17 protein-coding genes are annotated in these 19641 nt (G+C 63.3%); 14 read left to right on the plus strand and 3 right to left on the minus strand.

Features of this window, described 5'->3' with window-relative positions:
• Positions 1–69: 69 nt before the first annotated feature.
• The 3 genes from topA to tldD all read right to left on the minus strand — a co-directional run bounded on the left by topA (position 70) and on the right by tldD (position 5645).
• Positions 70–2709 (minus strand): type I DNA topoisomerase, encoded by a 2640-nt coding sequence (topA, locus tag FQV27_RS07815; RefSeq protein WP_147097287.1) that lies wholly within the window; start codon positions 2707–2709, stop codon positions 70–72.
• A gap of 151 nt (positions 2710–2860) precedes the next feature.
• Positions 2861–4063 carry a DNA-processing protein DprA gene (gene dprA / locus FQV27_RS07820; protein ID WP_147097288.1) on the minus strand — a complete coding sequence of 401 codons (1203 nt, stop codon included), beginning with the start codon at positions 4061–4063 and terminating at the stop codon, positions 2861–2863.
• A gap of 157 nt (positions 4064–4220) precedes the next feature.
• Complete coding sequence (gene tldD / locus FQV27_RS07825) at positions 4221–5645, minus strand: metalloprotease TldD (RefSeq protein WP_147097289.1); 1425 nt, start codon at positions 5643–5645, stop codon at positions 4221–4223.
• A 174-nt stretch (positions 5646–5819) separates the two neighbouring features.
• Between tldD and coxB the strand changes: the two genes are divergently transcribed.
• The 14 genes from coxB to FQV27_RS07895 all read left to right on the plus strand — a co-directional run bounded on the left by coxB (position 5820) and on the right by FQV27_RS07895 (position 19640).
• Positions 5820–6716 carry a cytochrome c oxidase subunit II gene (gene coxB / locus FQV27_RS07830; protein WP_147097290.1) on the plus strand — a complete coding sequence of 299 codons (897 nt, stop codon included), beginning with the start codon at positions 5820–5822 and terminating at the stop codon, positions 6714–6716.
• Positions 6717–6722: 6 nt separating this feature from the next.
• Positions 6723–7637: a heme o synthase gene (gene cyoE / locus FQV27_RS07835; RefSeq protein WP_147097291.1), complete on the plus strand. Its 915-nt coding sequence runs from the start codon at positions 6723–6725 to the stop codon at positions 7635–7637.
• Positions 7637–7909, plus strand: coding sequence for a hypothetical protein (locus tag FQV27_RS07840; RefSeq protein WP_147097292.1), 273 nt, complete (start codon positions 7637–7639; stop codon positions 7907–7909). The genes cyoE and FQV27_RS07840 overlap by 1 nt, the downstream gene beginning before the upstream one ends.
• Complete coding sequence (locus FQV27_RS07845; RefSeq protein WP_147097293.1) at positions 7906–8520, plus strand: cytochrome c oxidase assembly protein; 615 nt, start codon at positions 7906–7908, stop codon at positions 8518–8520. The genes FQV27_RS07840 and FQV27_RS07845 overlap by 4 nt, the downstream gene beginning before the upstream one ends.
• 20 nt (positions 8521–8540) lie before the next feature.
• Positions 8541–9341 carry a cytochrome c oxidase subunit 3 gene (locus FQV27_RS07850; protein WP_147097294.1) on the plus strand — a complete coding sequence of 267 codons (801 nt, stop codon included), beginning with the start codon at positions 8541–8543 and terminating at the stop codon, positions 9339–9341.
• Between the two features lie 146 nt (positions 9342–9487).
• Complete coding sequence (locus FQV27_RS07855) at positions 9488–10168, plus strand: SURF1 family protein (protein ID WP_147097295.1); 681 nt, start codon at positions 9488–9490, stop codon at positions 10166–10168.
• A 9-nt stretch (positions 10169–10177) separates the two neighbouring features.
• On the plus strand, positions 10178–11566 hold the full coding sequence (thrC, locus tag FQV27_RS07860; protein WP_147097296.1) for a threonine synthase: 1389 nt from the start codon (positions 10178–10180) through the stop codon (positions 11564–11566).
• On the plus strand, positions 11563–12825 hold the full coding sequence (locus tag FQV27_RS07865; protein ID WP_147097297.1) for a M16 family metallopeptidase: 1263 nt from the start codon (positions 11563–11565) through the stop codon (positions 12823–12825). Before thrC ends, FQV27_RS07865 begins: the two co-directional genes overlap by 4 nt.
• Positions 12825–13409 carry a GNAT family N-acetyltransferase gene (locus FQV27_RS07870; protein WP_147097298.1) on the plus strand — a complete coding sequence of 195 codons (585 nt, stop codon included), beginning with the start codon at positions 12825–12827 and terminating at the stop codon, positions 13407–13409. Before FQV27_RS07865 ends, FQV27_RS07870 begins: the two co-directional genes overlap by 1 nt.
• A gap of 4 nt (positions 13410–13413) precedes the next feature.
• Positions 13414–14826: an FAD-binding oxidoreductase gene (locus FQV27_RS07875; protein WP_246133034.1), complete on the plus strand. Its 1413-nt coding sequence runs from the start codon at positions 13414–13416 to the stop codon at positions 14824–14826.
• Between the two features lie 41 nt (positions 14827–14867).
• Positions 14868–15809 (plus strand): ABC transporter permease, encoded by a 942-nt coding sequence (locus FQV27_RS07880; RefSeq protein WP_147097299.1) that lies wholly within the window; start codon positions 14868–14870, stop codon positions 15807–15809.
• Entirely contained in the window at positions 15806–16621 is an 816-nt protein-coding gene (locus FQV27_RS07885) for an ABC transporter permease (RefSeq protein WP_147097300.1), read from the plus strand. Before FQV27_RS07880 ends, FQV27_RS07885 begins: the two co-directional genes overlap by 4 nt.
• Positions 16618–18201, plus strand: coding sequence for an ABC transporter ATP-binding protein (locus FQV27_RS07890; RefSeq protein WP_147097301.1), 1584 nt, complete (start codon positions 16618–16620; stop codon positions 18199–18201). Before FQV27_RS07885 ends, FQV27_RS07890 begins: the two co-directional genes overlap by 4 nt.
• A complete protein-coding gene (locus FQV27_RS07895; RefSeq protein ID WP_147097302.1) occupies positions 18186–19640 on the plus strand; it encodes an aldehyde dehydrogenase family protein in 1455 nt (484 codons plus the stop codon). The genes FQV27_RS07890 and FQV27_RS07895 overlap by 16 nt, the downstream gene beginning before the upstream one ends.
• Position 19641 lies beyond the last annotated feature (1 nt).

The raw sequence follows: 19641 nt of genomic DNA on the forward strand, positions 1-19641 counted from the left end.
AGCCCGCGCCCGAAGACGCGAAAAGCTCAGCTTGCGCAGAGAGGTTATGGCGCAACTGCGTCGCCTGTCCTATTCCGGCGTGTCCTTTTTCGCGGTCTTTTTGGCGGTGGTCTTTTTCGCAGCAGGCTTCTTCGCGGTCGCTTTCTTGGCACTCGCCTTTTTCGCAGCAGGTTTCGCGGCAGCCTTTTTCGCACCCTTCTTCGGGGATTTGGCGGCTTTCGCTGCGATCAGTTCCAGCGCCTTTTCAAGCGTCACGTCGGCAGGTTCCAGATCACGCGGCAGCGTCGCATTGACCTTTTCCCATTTGACGTAAGGCCCATAACGGCCATTCATCACAGAGATCGCGCCGCCATCCGGGTGGTCGCCCAGCTCTTTCAGGGGCGCGGCCGCGGCGGCACGTCCGCGTGTCGGTTTCGCAGCCAGAACCTCCACCGCGCGGTTCATGCCGATGGTGAAAACCTCGTCCACATCGGGCAGGTTGGCGTATTTCTTGCCATGCTTGACGTAGGGGCCATAGCGGCCAATCCCGGCCTCGACCAGTTCGCCATCCTCGGGGTGGTTGCCGATCGCGCGCGGAAGGGCCAGCAGTTTAAGTGCCTGCTCAAGATCGACAGAATTCGCGTCCCAGCCCTTCGGGATGCTGGCGCGGGGCGGTTTCGGTATATCGTCGGTTGCCTCGCCCCGCTGGACATAAGGTCCGAAGCGGCCGTTTTTCAGGCTGATCGCCTGTCCGTCGTCGTCGCCCAGCACGCGGTCGCCCACCGCCTCATCGCCATCGGGGGCGGAAAGCGGGCGGGTGAAACGGCATTCCGGATACCGCGAACATCCGATAAAGGCGCCGCCGGACCGGGCGGTTTTCAGGTTCAGGCGGCCCTGATGACACAGCGGGCATTCACGCGGATCGCCACCATCCTCGCGCGGAGGGTAAAGGTGCGGCGCAAGCGCGTCGTCGATGGCTTCCAGCACCTCGCCGATGCGAAGGTCGGAGGTCCCGCTGAGCGCCTCGGTAAAGTCGCGCCAGAAACGCCGCAGAACCTCGCGGTATGCGCGATTGCCGGAACTGATGTCGTCCAGTTCTGTCTCCATATTCGCGGTGAAATCATACGAGACATAGCGCGGGAAATATTTGACCAGGAACGCCGTGACGAGCCGCCCCTTGTCTTCTGGAATCAGGCGGTTCTTGTCCTTCCTGACATAATCGCGATCCTGAATGGTCGTCACGATACTGGCATAGGTCGACGGCCGGCCAATGCCCAATTCCTCCATGCGCTTGACCAGAGTCGCCTCGGTATAGCGGGGCGGAGGCTGGGTGAAATGCTGGCGCGCGGCCGCTGTCCTGTGGTCGTCGACCAGCACGCCGTCCTCGGCGGCGAAGGCGGCGATCTTCTTCGCGGGCTCGCCTTCCCGGATCACGGGCAGGCGGTTTCCGTCCTCATCCTCGTCATCGTCACGGCCCTGATCGTAGACCGCCAGAAAGCCGTCAAAGACCATGACCTGCCCGGTCGCGCGCAAACCGACCTGCCCATCCTGGCTGCCGATTTCGACTGTCGTGCGCTCCATCCGGGCGGCTTCCATCTGGCTGGCGATGGTGCGTTTCCAGATCAGGTCGTAAAGCGCGCGCTGATCCTTTTCCGAAATCCGCAGCTTGTCGGGCGACAAGGACATATCCGTGGGGCGGATACATTCATGCGCTTCTTGTGCGTTCTTGGCCTTGTTCTTGTACATGCGGGGCGATTTCGGCAGGTAGTTCGCGCCGAATTTCGCCTTGATCGCATCGCGCGCGGACATCACAGCCTCGGGCGCCATGTCGATTCCGTCGGTCCGCATATAGGTGATCAGCCCGGCTTCATACAGGCGCTGCGCCGTTGACATGCAGGCCCGCGCGCCGAGGCCCAGCTTGCGGCTGGCCTCCTGCTGCAGGGTCGAGGTCATGAAAGGGGGCCACGGATTGCGGCTTGCGGGCTTCGAGGTGACGCTGCTGACCGTCAGATCGCGCGCATCAATGGCCGAAAGCGCCAGCCGCGCCTTTTCGGCGGTCGGGATGTCGAAGCGTTCCAGCTTGTCGCCGGCAAGGCTGACCAGCGTGGCGTCATATTCATCGCCCGATGGTGTGGCCAGTCGCGCATGGACCGACCAGTATTCGCGTGGCTTGAAGGCCTCGATCTCCATCTCGCGTTCGACGATCAGGCGCAGCGTCACCGATTGCACCCGGCCCGCCGATTTCGCGCCGGGCAGCTTGCGCCACAGAACCGGCGACAGGTTGAAGCCGACCAGATAATCCAGCGCACGCCGCGCAAGATAGGCGTCGACCAGATCGCGGTCGATCTCTCGCGGGTTGGCCATCGCCTCGGTCACGGCGTTCTTGGTGATCGCGTTGAAGGTGACGCGGCTGACCGGCTTGCCCTTCTTCAGCGCCGGGGCCAAGGCTTCCAGCAGGTGCCACGAAATCGCTTCGCCCTCGCGGTCGGGGTCGGTCGCAAGGATCAGCGCGTCATCGCTGGCCAAGGCATCGCGGATCGCCTTCAGGTGCTTTCGCGAATCGCTCGCGACTTCCCATTTCATGTCGAAATCGGCGTCGGGATCGACCGATCCGTCCTTCGGGGGCAGGTCGCGGACATGCCCGAAAGATGCGAGAACGGTGTAATCGTCGCCCAGATATTTGTTGATCGTCTTGGCTTTGGCCGGCGATTCGACAACGACGACTGGCATGCGGGACCTCATGGCGTATCAGGGCCGGGAACATGGGGGCGGTTGGCGGGCGTGTCAACGGGCGGCTTTAGTTGCTGTGCAAAGGCATCCCCTGAAAAAGGGACGAAGCGTCACCGGCCGTCACGCGAATAGGGGGCAGGGAAGGCGGCTGTTACAGAAGCGCGATACGCCCGCCGGCCAGACGCGTCAGTTTTCCCGACAGTTCAAGCCGCAAAAGCACCGGGGCGAGATTTGCGGCGCTTAGCCCGGTATCGCGGATAAGCGCATTTTCCTCGGTTGGGGAAGGGGACAGGTGCGAAAGAACCTGCGCATCGACCTGCGCGACGCTCGCCCCGCGATGCGGCAGGGGCAGATCGCCCTGCGCAGCCGCCGTGATATTCGCGCTTGGCCTGCCGGGGGCGACAGCCGGAAACGCATCATCTGCAAAATTCCTGAGGGTTCCTTCCCCCGTTGCGACAGCCTGCTGAAGCTGCGGCAGGGCCAGCAGCACGTCTTCTGCATTGCGCACCAGCGTCGCACCGTCGCGCAGAAGCTGGTTGCAGCCACCGGCGCGGCCATCGACGGGGTGGCCGGGCACGGCCATCACCTCTCGACCCTGATCGAGCGCGTCGCGCGCGGTGATCAGGCTGCCGGATTTGACCGCTGCCTCGACCACGACGACGCCATGCGACAGGCCAGAAATGATGCGGTTGCGTAGCGGAAAATGGCGCGCCACGGGTGAAAGGCCCGGCGGCTGTTCGGACAGCAGGCAGCCACGATCGCATAGCATTGCCGCCAGTGCGCTGTTCTCTGCCGGATAGATCTGGTCTATGCCGCCCGCCATGACCGCGACGGTTCCGGCCTTCAGGCTGGCCTCATGCGCTGCGGTGTCGATGCCCCGTGCAAGGCCCGCGACGATGCCAATCCCCATCTCGGAAAGCGCACCTGCCATGCCGCGTGCCATGCGCAACCCCAGCGAGGACGCGTTGCGCGCCCCGATGACCGCAATCATGGGCCGGTTCAGCGCCGACAGGTTGCCCTTGACCCAGATGACGGGCGGCGCGTCGGAAATCTGTCTCAGCAATGCCGGGTATTCGTGCTGGTCGCATCGAACGAGACGCGCATTCGCCTTGCGGCCCGCTTTCAGTTCGGCAAAGGCCGCGGCTTCCGTGCAGGTTGTGTAATCCTTCACGCCGGCCTGTCGCGCGATTTCGGGAAGCGCGTCCAGTGCGGCAGCGACACCGCCATGTTCGGCGATCATGCGATGAAATGTCGCATGTCCGACCCGGCGAGAGCGAATGAGGCGGAGAAAGCTGAGATCGTCATCCTTCGCGGTGAGTGGGGTGTGGGGGGTGTTGAACGACAGCAACCTCATCGACCTCTCCGCCTCATTCGAAGCTGTTATCGCTGAGGAATGGTTAAGAATTGGTTAGCGGAAACGGCGGGCAAGAGATTTTTCGGCGAGCCCTGCAACTTCTGCGCGATTGACTCATGCGCCGTCATCTGCGTGTCCCAGGATCGGGGCGCAGGCCTCAGCGCGAGGCAGAGCCGCCGACCGTCAGGCCCCCGATCATCAGCGTCGGCAACCCGACACCCACCGGAACCCATTGCCCCTGCTTGCCACAGGTGCCCATGCCCGGATCAAGCGCCATGTCGTTGCCGATGGCCCTGATCTGTTGAAGCGCGGTCGCGCCGTCGCCGATCAGGGTCGCGCCGCGAATCGGCGTCTGAATGACGCCGTTCCTGACCCGGTAGGCTTCCGTGCAGGAAAAAACGAACTTTCCGTTGGTGATATCGACCTGCCCGCCGCCGAAGCCGACGGCATAGATACCGTCCTTCAGATCCGCGACCATCGCGTCGGGTGCGACATCCCCACCCAGCATGAAGGTATTCGTCATGCGCGGCATCGGGGCATGGGCATAGCTTTCCCGGCGGCCGTTTCCGGTCGGTTCCACCCCCATCAGGCGCGCGTTCTGACGGTCCTGAAGGTAGCCGACCAGAATCCCGTCGTCGATCAGCACATTGCGGCCCGGCGGCGTTCCTTCGTCGTCCACGCTGATCGAGCCGCGACGATCGGGTATCGTGCCGTCGTCGATTACCGTGACGCCGGGTGCAGCGACGCGCTGACCCATCAGGCCGGCAAATGCCGAGTGGCCCTTTCGGTTGAAATCCCCCTCCAGCCCGTGACCGACGGCCTCGTGCAGCAGAATTCCGGGCCAGCCGGGGCCGAGCACGATGTCCATGACACCCGCGGGCGCAGGTTCGGCGCGAAGGTTCACCAGCGCGATGCGCAACGCCTCATCGACCTGCGCCTTCCAATGCGCGGGCTCGATAAGGCTGACAAGCGGAATGCGCCCGCCGCCGCCTGCGCCGCCGCTTTCGCGCCGGGCGTTATCTTCGACGATGACCGCGACATTCAGCCGCGCCATGGGCCGGATATCGGTTACCAGCCCGCCTTCGGGACGCAGAATCGCGACCTCTTGCAGGCTGGTCGACATCGAGGCGCTGACCTGAACGACGCGCGGGTCCTTCGCGCGCGCATAGGCGTCGATTTCGCGCAGAAGGTCGATGCGCTGCGCGATGCCGATGCCTTCCGCCGGATCGACGGGCGCGTAAAGCTGCGTGACCGGACCCGTTGGCGGCAAGGCCAGCTCTCGCCCGCCATTGCCAAGCGCGAGGCGCACAGTCTCGGCCGCACGACGCAGTGATGTAAGTGTCAGTTCGGTCGAATGGGCATATCCCGTTACCTCGCCCGCGACAGCGCGCAGCCCGAAACCCTGACTCGCCGTATAGCTGGAGCCGCGAAGGCGGTTATCGTCGAACACAAGGGTTTCGGCATGCGAGCGCTCGGCGAAAATCTCTCCGTCATCGGCGCCGTTCGTGGCATCGCGCAGGACGGCCAGTGCGGCGTCCTTGTCCAGACTGGTTTCGAAAGGGCGAAAGGGGTCGTTTGTCATGGGCGGTCCGGGACTATGCTGTTGCTTCAATGTTCAGGCGTGCCACCCGATACCGTGGTGACTTGTCGCAAGACGGGTTTTATGGTTGTAAACAGAAAAAGTTTGACTCGGAAGGGTGGCAGCGGTGCGCGGCTTCGGCGCGGTCTGCTGCCGACATAGGCAAGGGATACTCGGATGGTGGCTCCAGCGATGATGCGCCGCATGTTTGCGGCAGGGATGGGGGCGGCGCTGCTGCTGTCGGCAGGCGTAGCCCGCGCGCAGGAGGCAGCCGGCGATGTGCTGGGCGATTTGCCTGTCATCGGAAAGCCGCATCCGCGCGGCATCAGCTTCCAGCCTGCTTCCAGCCCCGAGGCGGTGGATCAGCAATGGCTGGATCACTATGTGCTTGTCATCATCACCGTTGTAACGATTTTCGTCTGCGGTCTGCTGCTGTGGTGCATCCTGCGCTATAACCGCCGCGCCAACCCGACACCGGCCCGGTTCAGCCACAATACCCCGATCGAGATCACCTGGACGCTAGTCCCGATCCTGATCCTGATCGCAATCGGCGTCTTTTCGCTGCCGATTCTGTTCCGCCAGCTTGCCATTCCGCAGAACCCTGCCGTGGTCATCAAAGCAATCGGGCATCAGTGGTACTGGTCCTATGAATATCCGAATGAAGGGCTCGCCTTCGATGCGCTGATGCTGGCGAAGGAAGATCTGGAGGCCAACGGCTATACCCCTGACGAATATCTGCTGGCCGCCGACAACCCGGTCGTGGTGCCGGTCGGGCAGGAAGTGCTGATGCAGTTCACGGCAACCGACGTGATCCATTCCTGGACCATTCCGGCCTTCGCGGTGAAGCAGGACGCCGTACCTGGCCGCATTGCGCAGCTTGCCTTCACCGCCACGCAGGAAGGCGTGTATTTCGGCCAGTGCTCGGAACTTTGCGGGATCAATCACGCCTATATGCCGATTGTCGTGAAGGCCGTCTCGCCCGAGAGATATGCCGCATGGCTGGAAGGCGCGAAGGTCGAATTCGCTGCGGCCGATCTGGAAAACGCCAAGCCCATCCAGATGGCAGCAAAGTAACCGCCCGTGGCCGATACAACCACATATGAAACCCCCGGCGAGGCGCAGTTTGGCGATTATGTCGCCCTGCTGAAGCCGCGCGTCATGTCGCTGGTGGTGTTTACCGCCTTTGTCGGCCTGATCGTCGCGCCGGTGCATCTGCACCCGCTGGTCGCGTTTTGCTCGGTCCTGTTCATCGCCATTGGCGGCGGGGCGTCCGGGGCGCTGAACATGTGGTATGACGCAGATATCGACGCGGTTATGCGGCGCACCAAGGGCCGGCCAATCCCGTCGGGACGCGTGACCGGGGGCGAAGCGCTTGGCCTTGGCCTGGCGCTTTCGGGCATCTCGGTCATGATGCTGGGGCTGTCGGCAAATTGGTTCGCGGCCGGCTTTCTGGCATTCACGATCTTCTTCTATGCTGTCATCTACACGATGTGGCTGAAGCGCTCGACACCGCAGAATATCGTGATCGGCGGCGCGGCCGGGGCGTTTCCGCCCATGATCGGCTGGGCCTGCGCGACCGGCGGTATCTCGATCGAGTCGCTTCTGATGTTCGCACTGATCTTCTTCTGGACCCCGCCCCATTTCTGGGCGCTGGCGCTGTTCATGAAGGAAGATTATCACAATGCCGGGGTGCCGATGCTGACGGTGACGCATGGTCGTCAGGTCACGCGGCGCCATATCTTCGCCTATACGCTTGTCCTCGCGCCCTTCGCGATCTGGCTGGGCCTGACCTCGGTCGGGGGGCCGATTTACCTGACCGCCGCGGTGGTCCTGAACGCGCTGTTCATCTGGCGCGGATGGCAGGTCATGCGCCGCACCGACGAACAGAGCTATGGCGATGGCCACAAGGCCGAGAAAAGCTTCTTCAAGCTGTCGCTTTACTATCTGTTCGCGCATTTCGCGGCGCTGCTGATCCAGCACTGGGTGGGCGTATGATGGCGCTTCGCACAGAACACGAACTTCACGGACGCCGCCGGTCGCGCAATGTCGGGCTGCTGGTTGTGCTGCTGGCCTTTGTCGCGCTGATTTTCGGCCTGACGGTCGTGAAGGTTCAGAACGGCGAAGGCGCCGCGCTGGAAGGTTTTGACCATCAGGCGCGCCCGGCACTTCTGCCGCGCGAAGAGGGCGTCGAGATCAGTCCAAGCCGCGATCCTGTTGCAGCACCGGGCACGCCTGCCGCCGAACAGGGCGCGAGGACCGAACCATGAGCCTGCTGCCGAAGGACAGGAACCAGCGCGTCCTCGTCTCTCTGGTCGGGGTGGTTCTGGTCATGGGCGCGCTCGCATGGGCCGCGGTGCCATTCTATAACTGGTTCTGCGCGGTCACCGGCTATGGCGGGACGACGCAGGTGACCACTGCTAAGGACGCCGCAGGACAGCGGGTGCTGGATGAGGAAATCACCATCCGCTTCGATTCGAACACCGACAGCAACCTGCCCTGGACCTTCCGTCCGATGCAGCGCGAGATGAAGATGAAGATCGGGCAGACCGGCATGGCGTATTACGAGGCCATCAACAACTCCGATCACGTCATCACCGGCCGCGCGAGCTATAATGTCGCGCCAGAGATCGCAGGCTCTTTCTTTTACAAGATCGACTGCTTCTGCTTCACGGAACAGACGCTTCAACCCGGTGAGCGGGTCGAGATGCCTGTCACCTTCGAAGTCGACCCGGACATCGTGACAGACCGCGACGCTTACAAGGTGCGCGACATCACGCTGAGCTATACCTTTCACCAATATGATACGCCCGAAACGGCATCGGCCGCGGACAGCCAGTCTGCGTTGACGCCGCAAACGGGCGAGATCAGAATGAACTGACAAGAATGCGGGGACAGCCAATGGCGCATGCAAAGAATCACGACTACCACATCCTGCCGCCCTCGCTCTGGCCGCTACTGACGGCGATCTCGGTCTTCGTGATGCTGAGCGGCGCGGTCATGTGGATGAAAGGCGGCGGACCCTGGATGAACCTGATCGGTCTGGTCGGGGTGCTGTATTGCATGTTCGGCTGGTGGGCCGATGTCGTCCATGAAGGTGAAACCGGCGATCACACCAAGGTCGTGCAGATCGGGCTGCGCTATGGCGTGATCCTGTTCATCATGTCCGAAGTTATGTTCTTCGTCGCCTGGTTCTGGGCTTTCTTCAAGAACGCGCTTTACCCGATGGGACCGGACAGCCCGATCAAGGATGGTGTCTGGCCGCCCGAGGGCATTCAGACCTTCGATCCGTGGCACCTGCCGCTTATCAACACGCTGATCCTGCTTCTGTCGGGTGTCGCGGTGACATGGGCGCACCACGCGCTTGTCCACGAAAATGACCGCAAGACCACGATCAACGGCCTTGCCGTCGCGGTTGTTCTGGGCGTCTGCTTCACGATCCTTCAGGCCTATGAATACAGCCACGCCGCGTTCGGGCTGTCCGACACCGTCTATGGCGGTGTGTTCTTCATGGCGACCGGCTTTCACGGCTTCCATGTCATCATCGGCACGATCTTCCTGTTCGTCTGCATGGTGCGCTTGATGCGCGGCCAGATGGACGACAAGCAGCATATCGGGTTCGAGGCCGCTGCCTGGTACTGGCACTTCGTTGACGTCGTGTGGCTGTTCCTGTTCTTCGCCATCTACATCTGGGGTCGCTGATCACTGCCCTTGCCCGGAAAAGAAGCGACGGCGCGGCAATGCTGCGCCGTTTTCTTTTGGTGGCGATGATAGGCAAATGATCGCGCGCCCCTTGGAGCCGGCGACGCGCCGCGCTATCGCAAGGCGCGAACGAAAACGGAATTGCCATGACCGCCCGCCGATCCATCATACCGCCGCTGATCTTCGGGATCGTCACGACCGCGATTCTCGTCAGCCTTGGCATGTGGCAATTGCGCCGGCTTGACTGGAAAGAGGCGCAACTGGCCGAGATACAGGCAGGCATCGACGCGGCACCCGTGCCTCTGCCGGATCAGATCGATCCGTCGATGAAATATCTTCCGGTCATCCTTTCGGGGCGCACCACTGGGCAGGAAATCCTTGTTCTCTCGGGCACCAAGGAACGCGGCGGCGGCTATAATGTCATATCCGGTTTCGCGACAGATGACGGCCGCCGCATTTTGCTGGACCGCGGTTTCATCGAACAGGATTATCGCCGCAGTGCCCGCCCACCGACTGACCTGACCGTCGCGGGCAACCTGCACTGGCCGCAGGACAAGGGCAGCGCGACACCGGAACCCGACCTGAAGGCCGGGATCTGGTTCGCCCGCGATGTGCCAGCAATGGCAAAGTCGCTGGGGACCGAGCCTGTGCTGGTCGTCGCGGCAGAGGTTCAGGGCGATGCGCAGGGCGTGGACCCCATTCCCGTTACCATTGAGGGGATACCGAACAGCCACTTGTCCTATGCCGTGCAATGGTTCTTGTTCGCGGCCACTTGCGCAGGGATGACAGCGTGGTTCATCTGGCGTATCAGGCGCCGGACATATTAGGGACAGGCGATGCGGTATATCTCGACGCGGGGCGAAGCCCCGGTGCTGAACTTCGAACAGGCGATGCTGACCGGACTGGCCCGTGACGGCGGCCTGTATCTGCCCGAGACTATCCCGCAATTCAGCACCGGCGAGATCGCGGCGCTGGAAAGCCTGCCCTATGGCGAGGCAGCATTGCGTATCATCAAGCCGTTTCTGGGCGAGAGCTTTTCCGACGACGAACTGACGAAAGCACTGGATGCGGCATATGCCGATTTCGGACATGTCGCCCGCGCACCGCTGCGCCAGCTTGCGCCGGGTCATCACCTGCTGGAGCTGTTTCACGGCCCGACACTCGCCTTCAAGGACTTTGCGATGCAGCTGATCGGTCAGCTGTTCCAGATCGCGCTGAAACGATCGGGGCAGCGGATTACGATTGTCGGTGCGACATCGGGTGACACCGGTTCCGCCGCGATCGAGGCGTTTCGCGGGCTCGATAATGTCGATGTCTTCATCCTGTTCCCGCATGGCCGCGTCAGCGAAGTTCAGCGCCGCCAGATGACGACGCCTGACGATGCGAACGTTCATGCGCTGGCGCTCGATGGTCATTTTGACGATTGTCAGGCGCGGCTGAAGGATCTGTTCAACGACCACGACTTTCGCGATCAGGTCGGGCTTGCGGGCGTCAACAGCATCAACTGGGCGCGGGTGCTGGCGCAGGTCGTCTATTATTTCACCGCCGCCGTCAGTCTTGGCGCGCCGGGGCGGGTGGTGGATTTCACCGTGCCGACAGGGAATTTCGGCGATATTCTCGCAGGCCTCGTGGCCAAGCGCATGGGCCTGCCGATCGGTCAGCTTGTCGTCGCAACGAACCAGAACGACATTCTGCACCGTGCACTGACAAGCGGCGAATACCGGGTCGGAGAGGTCGAGCCGTCGATTTCTCCCTCGATGGATATTCAGGTCAGCAGCAATTTCGAACGTGCGCTTTTCTGGGCCTATGACAGCGACCCGGCAGCGATCCGCCAGATCATGGCTGAACTGAAGGCGGGCGGGTTCAGCATCTCTCAGGGGGCATTGCAGGCGTTGCAGGAAGATTTCATGTCAGGTCGCGCGTCGGAAACCGAAACGCTGGACATGATCCGCACCATTCGTGACGAAACCGGCGAAATCCTGTGCCCGCATTCCGCCGTCGGTGTGAAGGTCGCGCGGGAAAAGCTCCGCGACGGCGTGCCGATGATCACGCTGGCGACCGCGCATCCGGCGAAATTCCCGGATGCGGTGGAAACCGCCATAGGCATCCGCCCCGACCTTCCCCCGCATATGCAGGGCCTTTTCGACAAAGCCGAACGCCAGACGCGGGTTGAAAACGATGTCGAGGCGCTTAAATCGCTGATCCTTGAACGGAGAATGGCTTGAGCGATCTGAATATCACCGCGCTGCCGAACGGGCTGCGCATCGTTACGCGGCGGATGCCGGGACTTCATTCCGCGACGCTTGGCCTGTGGGTCAGCGCCGGCGGCCGGGACGAGCGTGCCGAACAGAACGGCATTGCCCATTTCCTGGAACATATGGCCTTCAAGGGCACCGCGCGCCGGTCGGCCCTGCAAATCGCCGAGGAGATCGAGGATGTCGGCGGCTATATCAACGCCTATACCTCGCGCGATACGACTGCCTATTACGCGCGCGTTCTGGAAGCCGACACCGCACTGGCGCTTGATGTAATCTCTGACATCGTGCTGAATCCGGCCTTCGATCAGCGCGAGATCGAGGTCGAACGCGGTGTGATTTTGCAGGAAATCGGTCAATCGCTGGATACGCCCGACGACATCATATTCGACTGGCTGCAAGAGGCCGCTTATCCTGACCAGCCCTTCGGGCGCACAATCCTTGGCCCGGCCGAAAAGGTGTCGATTTTCGGGCGGGGCGACCTGTCGGGTTTTGTCACCGAACATTACGGACCGGGGCAGATCATTCTCGCCGCTGCCGGGGCTGTCGATCACGACGCTATCGTGCGGCAGGCAGAAGGCATATTTGGCCACCTGACCAATCGCCACGCACCGGCTCGCGATGCCGCGCGCTGGCATGGGGCCGAGGTGCGGCGTGTCAAAGACCTCGAACAGGCGCATTTTACGCTCGCCTTCGAGGGGCCGGGTTATATGTCGCCGGAATATCACGCCGCGCAGATCTGGACCACTGCGATGGGCGGCGGCATGTCCTCGCGCCTGTTCCAGAAGATCCGCGAGGAGCGGGGCCTTTGCTATACCATCTTCGCGCAATCGGGTTTCCACGACGATACCGGCATGATGACGATTTATGCCGGAACCGCCGCCGAAGACATTGCCGAACTTGCGACACTTACCGTGGATGAGCTGAAGCGCTCGGTTGATGGCATGACAGATGCCGAGATCGCGCGTGCGAAAGCACAGCTCAAGGCGGGTCTGCTGATGGGGCTTGAAAGCAGTTCCGGTCAGGCGGAACGGATTGCACGCTCGCTTGCAATCTGGGGCCGCGTGCCCGATCCGGCTGAAAGTGCGGCGCGGATCGACGCAGTAACGCGACGCGATATTGCCGACTACGCCGCGCGGCTGATTGCGCGGCATCCGGCCATGGCGCTTTATGGTCCGGTCGGCGGCGCACCAGAGCTGGAGAGGCTCAGCGAAAGGCTTGCCGCCTGATGTTCGGGCGGCGCCGTCCGATCCGGCTGGAAAGCGAACGGATGGTGCTGCGCCTGCCGGAGCATTCGGATTTCAATGCCTGGACCTCTCTGCGCCGCGACAGCCGCGAGTTCCTGACCCCGTGGGAGCCGACTTGGGCCGCCGACCACCTTTCGCGCAAGGCATTCACGAACCGCGTCTATTGGGCGCATCGTGCAAGTCGCAATACCAGTGCTGTCCCGCTGTTTCTGGAACGAAACGTGGACGGGCTTTTGCTTGGCGCGATTACCATCGACAATATCCGGCGCGGCCCGGCGCAAATGGCCACAATCGGTTACTGGATCGGCGCGCCCTATGCTCGTCAGGGCTATATGACAGAGGCGATTGGCGCGGTCACGCGGCACGCCTTCACGACGCTGGACCTGTCGCGGATCGAAGCCGCCTGCCTGCCCGATAACGCTGCCTCGCGCGGTGTGCTGGAACGCGCGGGCTTCAAGTATGAGGGCGTGGCCCAAAGCTATCTGCAGATCAACGGACGGTGGCGCACGCATGTGCTCTATGCCAACCTGCGCCATGACAGGCGCGGCAGAACGGATGCGGGATAGGCAGATGACAGATGGCATGGCACTGAACCCCGCTGGTCCGGATCTGGCAGAGGCCATGCCGCCGGGCGTGCTGCGCGAAATCGAGCCGCGCCATCTGGAAGAACCCCGTGGCCGTTATCATGGCCATGCCGGGCTGCTGGCCGCCCCCCACAATGTCGAGGAGGTCGCCGCCGTGGTCCGTGCCTGCGCGGCGGCGCGGATAGGCATCGTTCCCCTTGGCGGCGGCACCGGACTGGTCGGCGGGCAGATCATGCAGGACGGCCCCCTGCCGCTCCTTCTGTCGCTGGAACGGATGCATGCCGTGCGCGATGTTTATCCGCAGGAAAATGTCATGATTGCCGAGGCCGGCGTGACCCTGCAAAGCGCGCGGGATGCGGCGAAAGATTCAGATCGGCTGTTCCCGCTTTCGCTCGCCTCGCAGGGCAGCGCGCAGATCGGCGGCGTGCTTTCGACCAATGCCGGTGGGGTGAACGCGCTGCGCTATGGAACCGCGCGCGCCCTGTGTCTGGGCATCGAGGCGGTTTTGCCCGATGGCAGCATCATGCATGACCTGAAGCGGCTTCGGAAGGACAATACCGGCTATGATCTTCGCGACCTGCTGATCGGCGCGGAAGGCAGCCTTGGGATCATCACGGCGGCCAGCCTGCGTCTTGTGCCGCCGCCTGCGGCGAATGGTGTGGCGCTGATCGTCGTGCCGGACCCCGCGGCTGCGCTGGATCTGCTGTCGCTGGCGGGACGGCAGCTTGGCGATTGTGTCACGGCGTTCGAGCTGATCTCGGGGCAGGGCCCGCGCTTTCAGATGGAAAAGATGCCCGACCTGCGCCAGCCATTCGACAGCGCACCCGACTGGATGGTGCTGATCGAGATCGGGCTGCCCCGTGGGCTGGAACCCGATACCGCACTGGAGGCCCTGTTCGAAGCGGCCGCCGAGGCCGGGCTGGCGCTTGATGGCCTGATCGCGCAATCGGGTCAGCAGGCTGCGGACTTCTGGCGACTGCGAGAGGAAATTCCGGAAGCCAACCGCCTGATCGGCGCGATTTCCAGCCACGACATTTCGCTGCCGCTTTCAGAGGTTCCCGGCTTCATCGAGGATGCGGGCGCCATGCTGGCCGACATGGGAAACATGCGGATCAACTGTTTTGGCCATCTGGGTGACGGCAATCTTCATTACAACGTGTTCCCGGCCAAAGGCCGTGATCGCGCAGAGTATGACGATATCCGCAAGCGCATACAGGCGTCCGTGCATGAAATGGTCGTGGCGCGCGGGGGGTCGTTCTCTGCGGAACATGGCGTCGGGCGTCTGAAGGTCGCCGATCTGGAACGCTGGGGCGATCCGGCACGCCTTCAGGCGATGCGCGCGATCAAGGCGGCGCTTGACCCCCTGGGGATCATGAACCCCGGCGCGGTATTGGCGTGATGGGGCTTGCCCGCACCTGCTGGCGGCCCTAGCCTCCGGCCATGCTGCGCTATATCGCCCGCCGGATCGCCTCGCTCGTGCTCAGCCTTGCTGTGGCATCGGTGGTGATTTTCCTTCTGGTCGAGATGGTGCCCGGTGATCCCGCGACGTTCATGCTGGGGACCGGAGCACAGCCCGACACTCTGGCCGCATTGCGCGCGCAGCTCGGGTTGGATCAGCCGCTGCCCATCCGCTATGCGCATTGGCTGGGCGCTGTGCTGAGCGGTGATCTTGGCAACAGCTTCACCTATAAAACGCCGGTGACAGGCATGATCCTGGATCGGATGCAGGTCTCGTTGCCGCTTGCGGTCATGGCGCTTGCGCTGGCGGTTCTGATTGCGTTTCCCGTGGGATTGTTTGCCGCGTCGCGCCGGGGCAGGGTGGCCGATACCACAGTGATGGGCATGACGCAGATCGGGATCGCGCTGCCGAATTTCTGGTTCGCGATGCTGCTGGTCCTGCTGTTCGCGGTCAACCTGCGCTGGCTGCCTGCCGGCGGCTTTGCGGGGTGGGACCAGCCTGTCGCGGCGCTGCGTTCGCTGCTTCTGCCCGCCGTAGCGCTGGCGCTTCCACAAGCGGCGATCCTGTCACGCGTCCTGCGATCCGCGCTGATCGACACGCTGGATCAGGACTATATCCGGACCGCCCGCGCCAAGGGCCTGACCAGAGGCCAGACCCTGCGCCGCCACGCGTTGCGCAACGCGCTGATCCCGGTTCTGACCATCATGGGCATGCAGTTTTCGTTCCTGCTGGCCGGCGCGATCATTATCGAGAACGTATTTTACCTGCCGGGCCTCGGGCGGCTGATCTTTCAGGCGATCACGCAGCGCGACCTGATCGTCGTGCAATCGGCGGTGCTGGTGCTGGTCGCGGCAGTGATCCTTGTGACCTTCATTGTCGATCTGGCCTATGCTGCCGTGGACCCGAGGCTGCGCGCAAGATGAAATGGACGCTCATTCTTGGCGCGATTCTTGCAGGGCTTGCGATAGTGGCGGCGGCTGTCTCGTTCGTGTGGATTCCTTATGACATCCTGGGGACGGATGTGCCCAACAAGCTACAGCCACCTTCCGCCGGGCATTGGTTCGGCACCGATCAATATGGCCGCGATATCCTGTCGCTGGTGATGGTCGGCGCGCGCACCTCAATCGCGGTGGCGCTTGTCGCCGTCGGCATCGGGATGGGGTTCGGCGTGCCGCTTGGCCTGATTGCTGCCGCTAACCGGGGCGGTTGGGTGGACGAGGTCATCATGCGCGGCAATGACCTGATCTTCGCCTTCCCCTCGCTGGTTATCGCGATCCTGATTACCGCCGCTTTCGGGCCGAGCGCGGTTAACGCGATCATCGCCATCGGCATTTTCAATATCCCCGTTTTCGCCCGCGTGACGCGCGGGGGCGCGATGCCGATATGGACGCTTGATTACATCCGCGCCGCGCGGGTCGCGGGCAAGAACCGCGCCCGGATCAGTGTCGAGCATGTCCTGCCGCATATCGCGAACCTTCTGATCGTGCAGGGCACCATCCAGTTCAGCCTTGGCATTCTGGCTGAGGCAGGGCTCAGCTATGTCGGACTTGGTGCGCAGTCGCCGACCCCAAGCTGGGGCCGGATGCTGGCCGAGGCGCAGACATTCGTGACGCTCGCCCCGCATGTGGCTGTCATCCCCGGGCTTTGCATCTTCCTGACGGTGCTGGGGCTTAACCTGCTGGGCGACGGCTTGCGCGACGCGCTCGACCCCCGGCTGAAAGTGATGCGCACATGATCGAAACGCGCGATCTTTCCGTGACGATCAACGGTCGCGCGGTGCTGCGCGACGTCGATCTGCGGCTTGAGCCGGCGCGGATCACCGGGCTGGTCGGTGAAAGCGGATCGGGCAAGTCGATGACCGCGCTTGCGATCATGGGGCTTTTGCCGCATGGCGCGGTGCCGGGTGGGCAGGTGCTGCTTGACGGCCAGAACCTGCTGGATCTGCCGGAAGCCGCCATGTGCCGCATCCGTGGCAACCGCATCGGGATGATTTTCCAGGAACCCATGACCGCGCTGAACCCGCTGATGAATATCGGCGATCAGGTTGCCGAGGTGCTGAGGATTCATCACGACATGTCGAAGGATCAAGCGCTGATCCGCGCGCGAGAGCGACTTGATCGTGTGGGGCTGCCAGAGCCCCGTTTTCCGCTCAGCCTCTATCCGCACGAACTGTCTGGCGGGCAGCGTCAGCGGGTGGCCATTGCGCTTGCCATTGCCGAAGCCCCCGATCTGCTGATCGCGGATGAGCCGACGACCGCGCTGGATGTGACAACGCAGGCGCAGATCCTTGATCTGCTGCGCGATCTGGTCGCCAGCGAAGGCATGTCGCTGTTGCTGATTACCCACGATCTTGCCGTGGTCGCCGGCATCGCCGACCATGTTGCGGTGATGAAAGATGGTGAGGTGGTCGAGGAAGGCGCGACAGAAACCCTGTTTCGCACCCAGAGCCATCCTTACACGCGGGCGCTGTTTGCGGCGTCGCGCCACGCGCCTGCGCGGGTGCCGGTCGCGGCGGATGACACACCGATCCTGTCGGTTCGCGAGGCGGTGCGCGAATATGTCCTGCCGCGCCCCTCTGCCTTCGCGCCGCATCCGGTACTGCGCGCGGTCGACGGGGTCAGCCTTGACATTCAGGACGGCGAATCTGTCGGCCTTGTTGGCGAAAGCGGGTGTGGCAAATCGACACTCACCCGCGCGATACTGGGCCTTGATCCGCTTCAGGGCGGCGAGATCCGGCTGGACGGTCAGGCGGTGACAGCAGGCGCTGCGATGCCTGCCGACCTGCGCGCCAAGGTGCAGGTCGTCTTTCAGGACCCGTTCGGCAGCTTCGATCCGCGCTGGCGTGTTGACCGGCTGATTGCGGAACCCTTTCATCTGACCGGGCGGCCGCGCGACTGGCGTCAGCGCATCGCACAGGCGCTGGCAGAGGTCGGGATCGAGCCATCCGCCGCAGGGCGGTATGTCCACGAATTTTCCGGTGGCCAGCGTCAGCGACTGGCGATCGCCCGCGCGCTGATTATCCGCCCGCGCCTGATCGTGCTGGACGAGGCCGTCAGCGCGCTGGATGTCCGTGTCCGTGCGCAGGTGCTTGACCTGCTGGCCGAACTGCGCCGGACGCATGGCATGGCTTATCTGTTCATTAGCCACGATCTGGGCGTCGTTCGCGGCGTCACGGACCGGGTGCTGGTCATGGACAAGGGTAGCATTGTCGAAGAAGGCCCGACAATGTCCGTCATGGACAAGCCCCAGCACCCGACGACCCAGCGGCTGATGGCGGCGATGCCGGAAATTCCCGAAGAATGGAGGATGTCGTGAAAGATCTCTGGTTCGAGCCGGGTGAAATTCTGATCGGCGGACGGTGGCAACGCTGCCGAGATTCGCTTGCGGTGGAAAATCCCTCGGACGGCGCAGAAATCGCCGAAATCGCGCGCGGAACTGCGGCCGATATCGACGCCGCCGTGGCGGCGGCCGCGTCGGCACGCGCCGGCGAATGGGGCCGCATGACAGCGGCAGAGCGGGGGCGCATCCTCTCTCGGATCGGTCAGGCGGTGGCCGACCGGGCCGAGGAACTGGCCCGGCTGGAAAGCCTCGATGTCGGCAAGCCGCTGAAGCAGGCGCGCGCGGATGCGCTGGCGCTGGCGCGCTATCTGGAATTTTACGGCGGTGCTGCCGACAAGATCATGGGCGATACGATCCCCTATCTGGACGGCTACACCGTCTGGACGCTGCGCGAACCCCACGGCGTGACCGGACATATCGTGCCGTGGAATTACCCGATGCAGATTATCGGTCGGTCGGTCGGGGCGGCGCTGGCGATGGGCAATGCAGCCGTCCTGAAGCCTGCCGAGGAGGCGAGCCTTACCGCGCTGGCCTTCGCGCGGATCGCGACCGAAGCGGGACTGCCCGAAGGGGCGTTGAACCTCGTCACCGGACTGGGCGAGGAGGCGGGCGCCGCCCTTTCGCGCCATCCGGGCGTTCACCATGTCAGCTTTACCGGCTCGGTCGGGGTGGGGGCGCTGATCCAGCAGGCGGCGGCGGCGAATGCCGTGCCGGTGACGCTGGAACTGGGCGGTAAGTCGCCCCAGCTTGTCTTTGCGGATGCCGATCTGGAGCGCGCCTTGCCGTTTCTGGTCAATGCCGGCGTGCAGAATGCGGGGCAGACATGTTCGGCCGCATCACGCATCTTGGTTGAACGGTCCCGACATGACGAAGTGGTCGAGCGTATGGCACGGGCATATCGCGCCCTGCGGGTTGGTCCGGCGCTTGACGATCTGGAGGTCGGCCCGCTGATCTCTGCCAGGCAGAAACAGATCGTCGAGGGCTATCTGGCGCAGTCTGACGGCCTGGACATTGCCGCGACCGGTCAGCTTGCCGCGAATCTGCCCGAAGGCGGCCATTATGTTGCCCCGCATCTGCTGACCGGCGCGACAGGCGATCATCGCCTTGCGCAGGAGGAGATATTCGGGCCGGTTCAGGTCGTCATTCCCTTCGATGACGAGGATCACGCCGTGGCAATCGCCAATGGCACCGAATACGGGCTTGTCGCCGCTGCGTGGACGCAGGACGGCCCGCGCGGGCTGCGCCTGTCGCGCAAGCTGAGTGCAGGGCAGGTGTTCCTGAACAATTACGGCGCAGGCGGCGGGGTCGAACTGCCCTTTGGCGGGATCGGCAAATCCGGTCATGGCCGCGAAAAGGGGTTTGAGGCGCTTTACGGCTTCTCGACCCTGAAAACCGTGGCTGCGTGGCACGGATAAG

The sequence above is a fragment of the Paracoccus aurantiacus genome (assembly GCF_007993065.1).
Classification (GTDB): Bacteria; Pseudomonadota; Alphaproteobacteria; order Rhodobacterales; family Rhodobacteraceae; genus Paracoccus; species Paracoccus aurantiacus.